Source organism: Kastovskya adunca (assembly GCF_059505785.1).
Genome location: NZ_JCACLG010000009.1, coordinates 86,897 through 101,762 on the forward strand (window position 1 = coordinate 86,897; position 14,866 = coordinate 101,762).

At 46.7% G+C, this 14,866-nt stretch carries 7 protein-coding genes and 1 tRNA gene; 4 read left to right on the forward strand and 4 right to left on the reverse strand.

The genetic code is table 11. The features are described 5' to 3' along the window. Positions 1–24 precede the first annotated feature (24 nt). Positions 25–1,191: a sulfate ABC transporter substrate-binding protein gene (locus AC5JR3_RS02825; RefSeq protein ID WP_495842832.1), complete on the forward strand. Its 1,167-nt coding sequence runs from the start codon at positions 25–27 to the stop codon at positions 1,189–1,191. Positions 1,192–1,376: 185 nt separating this feature from the next. On the opposite strand, the gene AC5JR3_RS02830 is transcribed toward AC5JR3_RS02825, so the two are convergent. Next, positions 1,377–3,119 carry an ABC transporter ATP-binding protein/permease gene (locus tag AC5JR3_RS02830; protein WP_495842834.1) on the reverse strand — a complete coding sequence of 581 codons (1,743 nt, stop codon included), beginning with the start codon at positions 3,117–3,119 and terminating at the stop codon, positions 1,377–1,379. A 427-nt stretch (positions 3,120–3,546) separates the two neighbouring features. Here AC5JR3_RS02830 and AC5JR3_RS02835 point away from each other — a divergent pair, with 427 nt between their 5' ends. The 3 genes from AC5JR3_RS02835 (at position 3,547) to AC5JR3_RS02845 (ending at position 12,724) form a co-directional block, all read left to right on the forward strand. Further along, entirely contained in the window at positions 3,547–6,933 is a 3,387-nt protein-coding gene (locus tag AC5JR3_RS02835; RefSeq protein ID WP_495842836.1) for a non-ribosomal peptide synthetase, read from the forward strand. Positions 6,934–7,114: 181 nt separating this feature from the next. Beyond that, positions 7,115–7,588: a GNAT family N-acetyltransferase gene (locus AC5JR3_RS02840; protein ID WP_495842838.1), complete on the forward strand. Its 474-nt coding sequence runs from the start codon at positions 7,115–7,117 to the stop codon at positions 7,586–7,588. A 204-nt stretch (positions 7,589–7,792) separates the two neighbouring features. Continuing rightward, positions 7,793–12,724, forward strand: a complete 4,932-nt coding sequence (locus AC5JR3_RS02845) for a non-ribosomal peptide synthetase (RefSeq protein ID WP_495842840.1) — start codon at positions 7,793–7,795, stop codon at positions 12,722–12,724. Positions 12,725–12,957: 233 nt separating this feature from the next. On the opposite strand, the gene AC5JR3_RS02850 is transcribed toward AC5JR3_RS02845, so the two are convergent. From AC5JR3_RS02850 to AC5JR3_RS02860, 3 genes are all read right to left on the reverse strand, one after another. Beyond that, positions 12,958–13,030 (reverse strand) — tRNA-Ala (locus tag AC5JR3_RS02850). A gap of 70 nt (positions 13,031–13,100) precedes the next feature. Further along, positions 13,101–13,826 (reverse strand): HAD family hydrolase, encoded by a 726-nt coding sequence (locus AC5JR3_RS02855; protein ID WP_495842841.1) that lies wholly within the window; start codon positions 13,824–13,826, stop codon positions 13,101–13,103. A 9-nt stretch (positions 13,827–13,835) separates the two neighbouring features. Further along, a complete protein-coding gene (locus AC5JR3_RS02860) occupies positions 13,836–14,720 on the reverse strand; it encodes a class I SAM-dependent methyltransferase (RefSeq protein WP_495842843.1) in 885 nt (294 codons plus the stop codon). Positions 14,721–14,866 lie beyond the last annotated feature (146 nt).

A 14,866-nucleotide genomic window follows, 5' to 3' on the forward strand; every position in this document is an offset into this window, starting at 1 on the left:
CCGTAGATTAAAAGGAAGTTTTACATGAGCAAGTGGCAACGCCTTTCCAAAGCGGGGAGGAACTCGACTGTGCGCGTTGTGAGCGATGTGGTTAAAGTTTGGCGATCGCTCTTTAGAGGGTATCGGTTAAACGCTCATTCTTTGCAAGGTTTCGCGTCCTTATTTTTTGTCGGAGTCAGTTTGATTGTAGCGATCGCTGCTTGCTCTCCCACCGAAACCAACACAGCATCACCGGGGAATGCGAACAACCCAACAGCCCGTAAATCCAATGTAGAGCTAACCTTAGTCTCCTTTGCGGTCACAAAAGCCGCTCACGACCAGATTATTCCCAAATTTGTTGAAAAATGGCAAGCCGAACACAACCAAACCGTAAGCTTTAGCCAAAGTTACGGCGGATCGGGTTCTCAAACTCGCGCCGTAATTGACGGACTCGAAGCCGATGTTGTGGCGCTAGCGCTTCCCCTCGATACCAAGAAAATTGAAGAGGCAGGGTTAATCGAACCCGGTTGGGAAAAAGAAGCCCCCAATGAGGGGATTGTGACTCGATCGGTTGCGGCAATTGTTACCCGTGAGGGAAATCCCAAAAACATCAAAACTTGGGCAGACTTAGCCAAAGATGGCGTAAAGGTAATTACCGCTAACCCCAAAACCTCTGGCGGTGCCCGTTGGAACTTCCTCGCTTTGTGGGGTGCGATGACGGAAACAGGCAAAGATGAGGCAAAAGCTGAGGAATTAACTACCCGCGTTTACAAAAACGTCCCCATACTGCCCAGAGATGCCCGCGAAGCCACCGATGTCTTTTTTAAACAAGGTCAGGGCGATGCCTTAATCAACTACGAAAATGAAATGATTTTGGCGTCACAAAAAGGGCAAAAACTTCCCTACGTGGTGCCGGATGTCAATATCTCCATCGATAATCCGGTTGCAGTTGTCGATAAAAACGTCGATAAACACGGCACCCGCGAAGTCGCTGAAGCCTTCGTGCAATTTCTCTATACCCCAGAAGCGCAACGCGAATTTGCCAAAGTGGGGTTCCGTCCTGTTGATGCAACAGTTGAGAAAGAAGTAGAAAAGCAATTTCCCCCAGTAAAAACCCTCTTCACCGCCAAAGATTTAGGGGGATGGGATGAAATTCAGAGGAAATTCTTTGATGACGGCGCTATTTTCGACAAAATCCAAGCCAAACTTTGACAACTTGGCTTCAGCGATCGCGCTGCTATTCCACCGTAAATCGTACCAGGGGCGCATCACTACTTTTTATCCAGCCTTTTAAGAAAGCTGAAACATCTTTTTCACGGGACTTTCAGACCCTTAACTAAACGCCTTGCTTTCATCCCACCTCTAAAAGCTTTGACGTGAGACTCTGGCGTTAGCGTTTAGCCGAACGTAGGTAGGCTTTCAACATCGTTGATCTTGATCTCTAAGCTTTCCAGTTGCTTGAGGTGCCATTTTTGGTCTTCTGAGAGTTCCAAAACCAATTGGTGATAGTCCGTCAGGGTAGGGCGATGACCAACGCTGATAAAGGTTGTTTCTGTTTCCTTGAGATGCCCATATAGACCCGCTTCGTTGTTGATATCTAAAGCGCTTGTCGCCTCATCTAAAATAGCGTAGGCAGGTTTGTTGAGGAGGAGGCGAGCAAAGGTGACACGCTGCTGCTCCCCCAGAGAAAGCACTGATCCCCAGTCTTTTTCCACCTCAAAACCCCCAAAGCGTTCATCCAAATCAGAAAGATTTACCTGTTTGAGAACTTGCTTCAGTTCCTCCTCTGTCACCTCCGCTTGGGTATTGGGATAGAGGAGTTGGTCGCGTAACGTCCCTAACACCATGTAAGGGCGCTGGGGCAAAAACAGGATTTCGTCTAGGGCGGGTCGCGCAATCGTTCCCGTACCGGAATTCCACAATCCCGCGATCGCCCGCAGCAGCGAACTCTTCCCACAGCCACTTGGCCCGGTAATCAGCATCCCTTTCTGGGTTGGTAACTCCAGGGACAAGTCCTTCAGCAAGGTTCTCTGATAGTTGGGGGTTTGCAATGTCAGGTGTTGGAAGGCTAAGTGTTTCTCTTCGACTGTCTCGATTGTGGGAGTTTCCTTTTGCTCCTCGGTGGGTGTGGCTTGAGGCGGCTCTAAATACTCAGCGAAGGTGTACAGGCGGTCAATCCCCGCTCCAAAGCTCGCCAGAGATTGAAACCGAGCGACGACGACATTTAACGAGAAAAAGACCCGGACAAATGCGCCTTGTGCTTCGGTGACTTTCCCCACTTCCAACTCTCCAGAAAACACACTGGGAGCAACAACAATGGCAGGGATTACAAAAGGAATAAATTCATAAGCATTCGTTAAAACATTGAGATTTAGTTCCCATAAGATCAGCCGCTTGAAATTCTCAAACGCCTGCATAAAGCGGCTGAATACCTGGTGAGATTCCTGCTCTTCTCCTCGGTAAAAGGCGATGGATTCGGCGTTTTCTCGGATGCGGATTAAGCTAAAGCGAAAGTCTGCTTCTTTTTTGAGTTGCTCAAAATTGAGCCGCACCAGCGGTTGACCAAAAACCAGCGTCGTGACCAGCGTGCCAATTAGGGCATAACCTACTAGAAAAATCACCAATGACCGAGAGATTCCCCAAAGGACGCTGCTAAAGGCAATCACTGTCAAAACTGACTTAAGAATAAGGAGCAAAAATTTCAGAGACTCTTGGGTAAAGCTTCTGACATCTTCAGCAATCCGCTGGTCGGGGTTGTCAATTTCAGGGTGTGAGACTAGGTTGTAATACGCTCGATTGTTGAAGTATTTTCCGAGAAAGCTGTTGGTTAGCCAGCGTCTCCAGGAAAGACCCAGGCGGTCTTCTAAGTAGGTGTAACCAGCTAGCAGTGGGGCGTAGACGACCAGCACCCCAACGAAGATCCATACCGTATGCCAAAATCTCGATTCATCTCTGGCTGAGAGGGCTGAGATTAATACTCCTCGCTGATGGTTGAGGAGGACGCTCAGACCTGTGTAAGCGAGCAACAATAAGACTAAGAGCAGCAGCAGCCCTCTAGCTCGCCATTTTTCATCCCCAAACCAGTAGGATTTAGCGATCGCCAAAAACCGCTTGAACAAATTCAGGTTAAATCGATCCATTTATTTCTCTTACTACTGAAGCGGTTCCCACAGCGCTTTATCTACTACCACTCACTTAAGGACAAAGAGCTGGCGGTATTTCCTGGGAGGCTGTCCGCGTAAGATAATTCATTCCTTAGAAGTCAGACAACTACACAACGGTAGAAGACTGCCAATTGTAGGATCAGCGATCGCCTGCTGTTTTCCTCCCCATTTCCAACCGTTGTGAAATCTCTGGCGTCATCAATTTACATCTCGGATATAAAGAATTTCTACCTTTAGACGTAGAAGTCCCTCCTTAAATCTTCAATGATGGATAAAAGATAGTCGCCTCAATGTCTTTCAATCCCAAACAAAGAGGGGGCTTAACATCTGAAGCCATGACTTGAGCCGCGATCGGCGGTACAGTCGTGTTGCCAAAACATTGTGAAGTGAGAACTAAATATAAATGACATCAGAGCGTTCTAACAATTCCCTAACAGATGCTCAAGAAAGACTCGATATCTCTCAGGAAGAAGAGATTTTTGTCTTTCCGGCATCCTTTGCTCAACAGCGACTCTGGTTTATTGAGCAGTTAGTACCTGGCAACACTTTCTATAATGTGCCCACAGCACTGCGCTTAACGGGTTCACTTAACTTGACCGCCTTAGAGCAGACCTTCAACGAAATCGTGCGTCGCCACGAAGTTTTACGCACCCGATTTGGGATAGTGGAGGGGCAACTCGTTCAGGCGATTCCTGCCGAAAGCGACGCTAACGCTCCCACTTTCACCGTAGATCTGCCCGTCATAGACTTGCGGGAGTTGCCAATTCAGCAAAGGGAACTGCAAGCAAAGCAGTTAGTTACCGAGGAATCTCAGCGTCCTTTTAATCTCGCTACTGGGCCCTTGCTGAAATTGTTGCTCGTGCAACTGGACGAGACAGAATACATATTGCTGTTAAACCTGCACCATATCATTTGCGACGATTGGTCTATTGGGGTGTTAATTCGGGAACTGACGGCAATCTACACAGCCTTAGCTGATAAAGACGTGGCACACCACACCTCTCCACCTTTACCCGAACTACCTCTGCAATATGCCGACTTTGCCCACTGGCAACGCGAGTGGCTACAAGAGGGAGGAACAACCCATGCGTCGCCCCTACAGACACAACTGGCTTACTGGCGGCAACAGTTAGACAGTATTTCTGTCCTAAATTTACCGAGCGATCGCCCAAAACCTGCTGTACAGAATTACCAGGGAACCACTCAATTTCTAGAGCTATCACCAAGTTTGAGTAAGGCGCTAAAAACGCGATCGCAGCAAGAAGGAGCCACTCTGTTTATGACCCTGCTGACAGCCTTCCAAACCTTGCTCTACCGCTACACCCACCAAGAAGATATTGCCGTCGGTTCACCCATTGCCAACCGTAACCGCAGTGAGATTGAAGGGTTAATTGGTTTTTTTGTCAATACCTTAGTGCTACGTACCGACTTATCTGGTAACCCAACCTTCCAAGAACTGCTAGGTAGAGTACGAGAGGTAACACTCGGAGCCTACGCTCACCAAGATTTGCCCTTTGAGAAGCTAGTAGAAGAATTGCATCCGGAACGCTCCTTGAGCCGCCATCCCCTGTTCCAAGTGGTATTCGGTTTTGAGAATGCGCCAATGGAAGCACTAGAACTACCAGGGTTGACACTAAACCCGATGACTATTGACTTTAAAACAACGCGCTTTGACTTAGAGTTTCACCTGTGGGAAGGATCAGAAGGTTTCAGAAGCTTATGGGGAGAGCAATGGAACTACGCAGACGGGATTAGAGGTGTGGTGGTATACAACACAGATTTATTCGATGCCGCTACCATTACCCGCATGGTAGGACATTTTAAAACCTTACTAGAGGGCATTGTTGCCAATCCACAAGCAAGGATTGCAGACTTACCACTCCTAAGCCCATCTGAACAACATCAATTATTAGTGGAATGGAATGATACTCAGGCTGACTATCCCCACCAGTGCATCCATCAGTTATTTGAAGCGCAAGTAGAGCGGACACCTGATGCAATAGCAGTAATCTTTGAAGACAAACAACTCACCTACCGCGAGTTGAATAACCGCAGCAACCAACTAGCGCACTACTTGCAAAAACTAGGAGTAAATTCAGAAGTATTAGTCGGACTTTGTATAGAACGTTCTGTAGAGATGATAGTGGGGATGTTGGGCATCCTTAAGGCAGGAGGAGCCTATGTCCCTCTAGACTCCAGCTATCCCCAGGAACGTCTCAACTTCATGATTGAGGATGCTCAAATAACATTATTGCTAACAGAGAAGAAGCTAGTTAAGCTGTTTGAAGACTTCTCAAATTTGGTTATTTGCTTAGATAAAAACTGGGAAACTATTGCTCAACAAAGCAGAAAAAATCCTATTAATAGCTTAAGTGGTGACAATCTAGCTTATGTAAGCTATACCTCCGGTTCTACAGGAAAACCTAAGGGAGTTGCGGTTGCTCACAAAGCTGTAAATCGTCTCCTGTTTAATACAAATTATATAAATATAGGCTCTTCTGATAAAATAGCCCAAGTCTCCAATACTTCCTTCGATGCAGCAACATTCGAGATTTGGGGAGCGCTCCTTCACGGCGCTCAACTTGTTGGAATTAGCAGAGATGTCACCCTTTCACCCCCAGAATTTGCCTTACAATTGCGTCAAAAATGCATTAGCATTCTGTTCTTAACTACTGCTCTATTTCAACAAATCGCCAGAGATACGCCGCAAGCTTTCAACTCATTGAAATATTTACTGTTTGGAGGTGAAACAGTCGATCCTAGATGGGTAAAGAAGGTTATCAAAAAAGCAGCACCAGAGCGATTAATTCATGTTTATGGCCCTACAGAAGGAACAACATTCTCTGCTTTTTATTGGGTGCAGGACGTACCAGAATCAGCAACATCTATTCCCATTGGTCGCCCGATTACAAACACACAAATTTATCTACTAGATGAGCAGATGCAGCCTGTACCCATTGGTATTCCAGGTGAGTTGTACATTGGTGGTGATGGATTGGCACGGGGCTACCTCAACCGTCCTGAGTTAACGGCTGAACGCTTTATTCCTAATCCTTTTAACAACAAACGAGAGACACGACTTTATAAAACAGGTGACTTAGCTTGCTATCAACCAGACGGCAATATTAAGTTTTTGGGTCGTATTGACAATCAGGTAAAAATCCGTGGCTTCCGTATTGAGTTGGGAGAGGTTGAAGCCGTTTTAAGTCAACATCCGCAAGTTTTTCAGACAGTGGTTATTGTTCAGGAGGACATACCTGGTGATAAACAATTGGTGGCTTATATTGTTCCTAACCAAGAGCAAGCACCGACAACAGGGACACAAAACTTCGCGCTCCGACTGCGCCAATTCCTGAAAGAAAAGTTGCCGGGGTATATGGTGCCTTCTGCTTATGTAGTGCTAGACTCTCTACCGCTGACACCTAATGGTAAAGTAAACCGCCGTGCCTTACCTGCGGTAGATACTCTTAGTCTTGATCCGAAAGAAGATTATGTGGCACCTCGGACTACTGTCGAGGAGGAGTTAGCAAGAATTTGGGCTAGAGTTTTAGGGAAACAGCAGATAGGTATCCACGATAACTTCTTTGAATTGGGAGGACATTCTCTGTTAGCGACTCAGCTAACTTCCCGTATACGTGATGCCTTCCAAGTGGAGTTGCCTGTACGTCACTTGTTTGATGCTCCGACTGTGGCGACTCTAGCTAAACACATTGAGACAATTTGTTGGGCAGCGAAAGGTTTGGATACCAAAAATTCTCAGGGAAATGAGCGGGAAGAGGTAGAATTTTGAGAAAAGCGTAACACCAATTCCCTGAATGTTTGCTACAGATACTATATGATTTTTCCCTTTGATAAGGGGGGTTAGGGGGGTGATTTGTAGCGCTATTTTATGAAATTTGTATAACACTACATGAGTTTTACACCCCTGCGACTACCCACCCCAAATAAATAGTTAGCCAGTGGAGCGTTTGATGAAAATACGATTGTTTCAGGAGCAAGATGGTGTTCAACTAGCGCAGTTGTTCTACGACACAGTGCGTGAAATTAACATTCGTGATTACTCGCTCAATCAGGTTAAGGCATGGGCACCAGAGGATATTTATTTTAGAGACTGGGCAAAGGTCTGTTCTCAGCGATTTACTTACGTTGCTGATGATGAAGGCGCGATCGCGGGTTTCGGCGAGTTAGAATCTAGCGGACATATAGACTGCTTCTACTGCCACAAAGATTATCAGCGCCGGGGTATTGGCAGTAAGATTTATGGGGCAATTGAGGCAAAAGCTGATGAATTAGGGCTTAATCGCTTGTATACCGAAGCAAGTATTACCGCTAAGCCATTTTTCTTGGATAAAGGCTTCTCCGTTGTTAGGGAACAACAGGTGGAACGTGGGGGAGAGATTTTTATTAATTACGCAATGGAGAAGTTTCTTAAAACTGCTGTCTAGCAAGCGGCTAAAGCTTTTTCCTGAGCGTGCTGAGGTCACAGGAGTCTGGCTCGTTGAATTTAACAGGAAACGTCAAAGTTACGCGCCCTTCGGGTAAATATTTGCTACGTTGTCTTCCAGTGTCATACCAGGGTTAGACCACAGTTCCCTTACCTAGCAAGTAAACTCCTATCTTCGGCTAGTCTCGTAAAAGGGGTTGAATGAGTGGAAATAGTTGAATTTTTGTCTTACCTTCGGAGCTTAGATATTCAGGTTTTTGTAGAAGGCGATCGCCACACGCTTATAGAGCCAAGTCGCCTTTGTTGTAATGCTCCCGAAGGAACTCTGACACCAGAACTGCGTACAGAAATACAAGAACGCAAAGCAGAAATTATTTCCTTTCTAAAAGCCGCTAATCGTACTACCAGCAACACTTCCACCCCCCTTCTCCCCATCTCGCGGGACAAAACCCTCCCCGTCTCCTTTGCTCAACAACGGCTGTGGTTCCTCGACCAGTTAGTACCTAATGATGCCTTCTATAACACCCCAGCAGCAGTACGTCTGACCGGGTCACTCAACTTAGCCGCGCTGGAACAGACATTTAATCAAATCGTGCGTCGTCACGAAGCTTTACGCACCACTTTTGTAACGGTGGAAGGGCAACCTGTTCAAGTCATTGCTCCCACCTTAACTCTATCCCTACCCGTAATAGACCTGCGAGACTTTCCAGTAGCCGAACGAGAAACACAAGCGCGACAACTCACAACCCAGGAGGCTCAGCGTCCTTTCGATTTATCTAAAGCTCCCTTGCTGCGAGTAACATTACTGCGGCTGGATGAGACAGAGTATGTGCTATTGCTGATTCTGCATCACATTGTTTCCGATGGCTGGTCTATAGGGATACTGATTCGAGAGATAGCAGCACTCTACAGCGCGATCGGCAACGAGCAGCCTGTACTACTCCCTCCATTATCCATCCAGTACGCCGACTTTGCCTATTGGCAACGCCAGTGGTTGCAAGGGAAAGTGCTAGCGGCACAACTAGCTTACTGGCGACAGCACCTGCGAGACATTTCTATACTGAATCTGCCTACTGACCGAGCCAGACCCGCTGTTCAAACCTACCGGGGTGCAACCCAGTTTTTGCAACTCCCAAAAAACCTCAGTGAGGCACTAGAAGCCTTGAGCCAGAGAGAAGGAGTCACTTTGTTCATGACTTTGCTGGCAGCATTCCAAACCTTGCTCTACCGCTACACACAGCAAGAGGACATCACAGTCGGTTCGCCAATTGCCAATCGTAACCGGAGTGAAATCGAGGGGTTAATTGGCTTTTTTGTTAATAGTTTAGTGTTGCGTACCGACCTATCGGGCAATCCCACATTTTTGGAATTATTACATCGAGTCCGAGAAGTAGCGCTGGGAGCCTATGCTCATCAAGATTTGCCCTTTGAGAAGCTGGTGGAGGAACTGCATCCAGAGCGGAATTTAAGCCAAAATCCCCTATTTCAGGTCGTGTTTGCTTTGCAAAACGCGCCAATGCAGGCGCTAGAGCTACCAAAACTAACACTCAGTCCCCTGCAATTTGTTGATACGGGGACAACGCGGTTTGATTTGGAGTTCCATCTGTGGGAGCAGCCGCAAAATAATGGATTAGGTGCAGATTCTTCAGCAGGAATTAGCGGTTTTGTTGTGTACAGTACCGATTTATTTGATGAAACCACTATTACCCGAATGTTGGGACATTTTCAAACTTTGTTAGAGGGTATTGTTGCCAATCCAGAACAACGAATTGCAGGTTTACCGATATTAAGTGGATCAGAACATCATCAACTCTTAGTGGAATGGAATAATACTCAGGTAGATTACCCCAAAGACCCATGTATTCATCAGTTATTTGAAGCTCAAGTAGAAAAGACTCCTGACGCTGTAGCGGTAGTTTTTGAAGACAAGCAACTCACTTATCGAGAGTTGAATAGCCGCAGTAATCAGCTTGCCCATTACTTACAAAAACAAGGTGTGAGTGCGGAAGTTTTAGTAGGGCTTTGTGTCGAGCGCTCTCCCGATATGATCGTCGGGATGTTGGGCATTCTCAAAGCAGGAGGAGCCTACGTACCCTTAGACCCTAGCTATCCCTCTGATCGTTTGAATTCCATAATTGAAGATGCTCAGGTGTCGGTGTTGCTCACTCACCAGCAATTTAAATCGCTGACTAATAGCGAAAGTTCTCTAAATAGAACTAAACCCGTAGAGATTGATAGTCACCTTGATCCGAATTTAGTTACTAATGGGGGAATTAATTCCCCTGCTGGTGAGAGGGTGGTGCAAGATGGGGAAATACAGGCAGATTGCCAAATATATAACCCAATTGTTGTTTGTCTAGACAAAGATTGGGAAACTATTGCCCAAGAACTTGCAGAGAATCCTACCAGTAACATTACAGCAGACAACCTGGCTTATGTTATCTACACCTCTGGTACAACAGGAAAACCGAAAGGGGTTGAAATTGAACATCGGGGATTATCAAATCTGGTTTTTTGGCATCAACAAGCCTTTACCGTTTCACCCCTTGACCGCGTAACGCAGGTTGCAGGAGTTGCTTTTGATGCTTGTGGGTGGGAAATTTGGCCTTATTTGAGTGCAGGAGCTAGTATTTATTTTCCTAATGAAGAAATTAGGCGATCACCTGAAAATTTGCAAAGCTGGTTAGGATCAAAAGCGATAACTATTAGCTTTTTACCTACACCTTTAGCCGAAAAGTTTTTGTTATTAGATTGGTCTAACAACGTAGCCTTGCGATTATTACTCACAGGGGGAGATAAACTACATCAGTATCCTTCAGCCTCCCTACCTTTCCAGGTAGTGAATAATTATGGGCCAACTGAAAATACAGTAGTTACAACATCCGGCACTGTTCCTGCCAAAAAGCAAGCTGATGTAGCCCCTACAATTGGTCGTCCCATTGCCAACAATCAAGTTTATATTCTGGATAGGTATTTACAACCTGTATCGATTGGCGTTGCTGGTGAGTTGTACATCAGTGGGGATGGACTAGCGCGAGGTTATCTAAACCGCCCCGATTTAACGGCTGAACGCTTTATTTCTAATCCTTTTAGCAATAATCCAGAAGCACGTCTTTATAAAACAGGCGATTTAGTTCGTTATCAACTAGATGGCAATATCGAATTTTTAGGTCGCCTCGACGAGCAAGTAAAAATTCGCGGTTACCGCATTGAATTGGGTGAAATTGAGTCAGTATTGAAGCAGCATCCGGCAGTGCTGCAAACGGTGGTGATGGCTCGTGAAGATGTACCGGGTGAGAAACGTTTGGTCGCTTATGTCGCACTGAATGTTGAAGATAAGGGTATTCAAGAGCAGGGGCAAGAAAGGCAATTCCAGGACGAACAGGTGTTGCAATGGCAGATGCTCTACGACGAGACTTATACCCAACCCGCTACTGATTTTGATCCAACATTCAATATTGTCGGCTGGAATAGCAGTTACACGGGTGATGCTATCCCAGCAGAACAGATGCGCGAGTGGGTGAATAACCAAGTCGGGCAGGTTTTGGCTTTACAACCGCATCGAGTGCTAGAAATTGGCTGTGGGACAGGTCTATTGCTGTTGAGGATTGCGCCCCACTGCACGAAATACCAGGGAACGGACTTCTCCCAGGCATCACTAGACTACATTCGGCAGCAATTGGCAAAGCAAGAGTTACCCCAGGTGCAGCTACTCCAGAGGATGGCAACTGATTTTGAGGGAATGGAAACAGAAGCTTTTGATGCGGTGATTCTCAACTCTGTTGTGCAATATTTTCCCAGTGTTGACTATCTTGTGCAGGTACTGGAGGGGGCAGTAAAGGCATTAGCTCCCGGTGGCTTTATCTTCATTGGAGATGTGCGTAACTTGCTGCTGTTACAAGCGTTTCACGCCTCGGTGCTACTGTATCAAGCCGAACCCTCGCTGACTTGCGAACAACTACGGCAACGGGTACAAATGCAAATGTTCCAGGAAACGGAGTTAGTGATTGACCCCGCTTTCTTCAGGGCATTAAAGCAGCGCCTTCCCCAGATTAGTCACGTACAGATTCAGCTAATGCGGGGTCGCCATCACAATGAGTTAACTCAGTTTCGTTACAATGCGATTCTTTATATCGAGGCTGAAATAGACCCCCCCAACCCCCCTTATCAAGTGGGGCAGGGGGGATCGCAATGGCTAGACTGGTGCGGGGATAACTTGACGGTGGCAAAGGTACGTCAGTTATTGGTTGAGAACCAGCCAGAAATACTAAGCATTACTCATGTACCTAATGCGCGAGTGATGACAGCAGTTAAGACCGCACAATGGCTGTCGGGTGCAGGAGAAATTCAAACGGTAGGTCAGTTTCAAAAAGCTTTGCAGGAACTCCCCTTGGGAGTGGAACCAGAGGATTGGTGGGCAATGGGTGAAGATTTATCCTATAGCGTTGATATTAGCTGGTCGGATGCCGCTAATGAAGGATGCTATGACGTTTTGTTTGTGCAAGTTCAATTGATTAACCAAGAAGAGGGTGAGAATTCTCACTTTAGCCCTCCATCTGCTTTAGTACAGCCAGAGAAACGAGTGCGTCCGTGGCAATCTTATGCCAATAATCCCCTGCAAGCAAAGGCGGCTCGTAAGTTGGTACCTCAATTGCAGATTTATCTGGCTCAGAAGCTACCTGAGTACATGGTTCCTTCGGCTTTTGTGGTGTTGGAGTCTTTACCTTTGACTGTGAATGGCAAGGTCAATCGTCGCGCCTTAAGAGCATTTGAACCATCCCAGTTAGAGTTGGCGGGAGGTTATGTTGCGCCTCGAACGGCTGTTGAGGACGTGCTGGTGAAAATTTTTGCCTCTGTTTTGGGACTGAAGCGGGTGGGTATCTATGACAATTTCTTTGAATTGGGGGGGCATTCTTTACTAGCGACTCAGCTTGTCTCTAGGGTTCGCGATGCATTTGGGGTAGAGTTGCCTTTGCGTAATGTGTTTGAGGCTCCCGCGATCGCACAATTATCTTTATTAGTTGAAAGCTTGCAAGACAGCAAGGGTCAAAGTCAAGCCCCAGCCTTAGTCCCCATTTCCCGCGAGAGTCGTCGGATGAATCTATCATCGTTGAACAAAGGAAGCCAAGAGAGTTAATATTCCCCGCTTTAAGAAGATGGAGATTGTTGATTTACTGATACCCAGATGCGTTATTGATAGACTTGAGTAAACAATGATTCTTCACCCTGTTCTTGATCCTCAAGTCTTTATAGGCTATTGCTTCCGTGTAAGCGATCGCTAGTTACCCCTATAAGGTTCTCCTGATAACGCTATTACTAAAAGCATGCTCATCCAAAGGGCGAGAATAGAGTAGGGCTTGCTGATATTAATGGAGAATAGGGGATTCGAACCCCTGACCTCTGCGGTGCGATCGCAGCACTCTACCAACTGAGCTAATTCCCCTTTTGACGATCGATAGGTTTCCGGAGCCATCTCAACGGCTCCACCCTTAGACTAATCACAACTTGACATTCTAACACTCTTTGAGAGATTGCCGAGTAGGTTGAGCATAAACCTGCTGCACCCATTCAACATCCAACTGAGAAAGATAATCCACCGCCCAGTTTGCTTGCCGCTGCATCATTTGAAATGGGTAGGTATTAGCGACACCCACAACTTGCATTCCGGCACGCTTGGCAGCTTCAATTCCGGCTGGAGTATCTTCAATCGCTAGACAGTCTGATGCCTGCGCCCGCAGCTCAGGAAACTGTTGGTTGAGCTTTTCCACCGCCAGCAGGTAGCCATCTGGTTCCGGTTTGCTGACTTTAATGTCATCGCCGCTAACAATGGTGGAAAAATGCTGCCCCAAGTTGCTGCGTTCCAAGACTAGCTCGACCTCAGAGCGTAACGCCCCACTCACAATTGCCATCGGCACCTGGACAACGCGCAGTTGATAAATGAGGTCTTCCAATCCTGAGTAGATGGGCAGTTTTTTCAAGCTTTCTAGCTGCTGCTGATAGGCTTGGGCTTTACGCCGCATGAGCTGGGTGATGGAGCTTTCGCTTAGTATTCGTCCCCGACGTTCTAGCAGTTCTGTGAGACAGGCGCGATCGCTCCTACCCAAACACACCTCTCTATAGTCCCTCGGATTAAAGCGCAGATTTTCTGCGATCAGGATTTCCTCAACTAGCTGCTGGTGAATTTTTTCATCATTAATAATGACGCCATTGAAATCAAACAGAACTACCTTTAGTGTCATGCTGCTGTGCTAAAACGCTGGGGCGGGAATACCCTCGGAACCAAAATCATCAAATGCACTGCTAGTGGATACTCGTTGGGCGGCGGCATTTTCTACAGGAATAGGTTTGATACCTCGTGTCACCTCATGTATCCACCAGAACTGTTCACTTTGCACCGCTTCAAAACCTGCCTTACCCATCCACGCATCTAGGTTGCCAGCTGCAAAATCCTTGATATATGGCTCTTCAAAAATTTCAGTCAACCAACTGACCTGGTGCAGGGTTTTCTGGGAACCATCGAGAATCAACACTTGTCCGCCGGGGACGAGCAGCCGAAAAGCTTCGCGCAGAATAGATTGAGAGACAGCAGGAGGAGTCTCATGGAACAGCAAAGAGGCTGTCACTACGTCAAACGAGGCATCCGGAAAACCTGTTTCTTCCGCTTTGCCATGCCGCCACTGGAGATCGAGTCCTGCTTGTTTGGCTTTATAATCCGCCATGAATAGCATGTAGGGTGACAGATCCATCCCAACTACCTCTGCTTGCGGAAAGGCTTGTTTCAACATCAACGTTGTTGAACCCGTACCGCAGCCTAAATCTAAAATCCGCCAGGGTTGTCCTTTGACAGCATCTACTAGGGTTTGACGCACCGAAGCTTCGTTAGGCGGTAAAACGCGCTGGGTAATGGGATCGTAGGATGTTGCTGCCCCACCATTTAGGTAGCCCCCTTCAACGCCGTGGAAGTTTTGACTACTGTAGTAATGAGGATAAATCAGACCGGGTTGCCGGAAGCGATCGCTCTCTTTTTCCCAATCAACGCTCTCATGAAATTGCCGTAACTTATCCTCATCAATGAAGAGTCGGACAATGGGAGATAAAAAACGTTCCCAGATTGTATCTTTAGCAACTGCCATAAGGATATATCCGAATTCACTAAACGATGATAGCTAGCGTGGGGAAGTAATTCTTCAGGGTGCTTCCTTCTTTACAAATTGTAATTGTGATTTGACACTCCCCTGCCTAAAGGCGAGGGGATTCTTCATTCATAGACCCAACTTGC

Excerpts from the sequence above, each read along its gene's own strand:
- AC5JR3_RS02840 (WP_495842838.1), top strand. The coding sequence starts at position 7,115 with ATGAAAATACGATTGTTTCAGGAGCAAGATGGTGTTCAACTAGCGCAG.
- AC5JR3_RS02825 (WP_495842832.1), top strand. The coding sequence starts at position 25 with ATGAGCAAGTGGCAACGCCTTTCCAAAGCGGGGAGGAACTCGACTGTG.
- AC5JR3_RS02860 (WP_495842843.1), bottom strand. The coding sequence starts at position 14,720 with ATGGCAGTTGCTAAAGATACAATCTGGGAACGTTTTTTATCTCCCATT.
- AC5JR3_RS02835 (WP_495842836.1), top strand. The coding sequence starts at position 3,547 with ATGACATCAGAGCGTTCTAACAATTCCCTAACAGATGCTCAAGAAAGA.
- AC5JR3_RS02830 (WP_495842834.1), bottom strand. The coding sequence starts at position 3,119 with ATGGATCGATTTAACCTGAATTTGTTCAAGCGGTTTTTGGCGATCGCT.
- AC5JR3_RS02855 (WP_495842841.1), bottom strand. The coding sequence starts at position 13,826 with ATGACACTAAAGGTAGTTCTGTTTGATTTCAATGGCGTCATTATTAAT.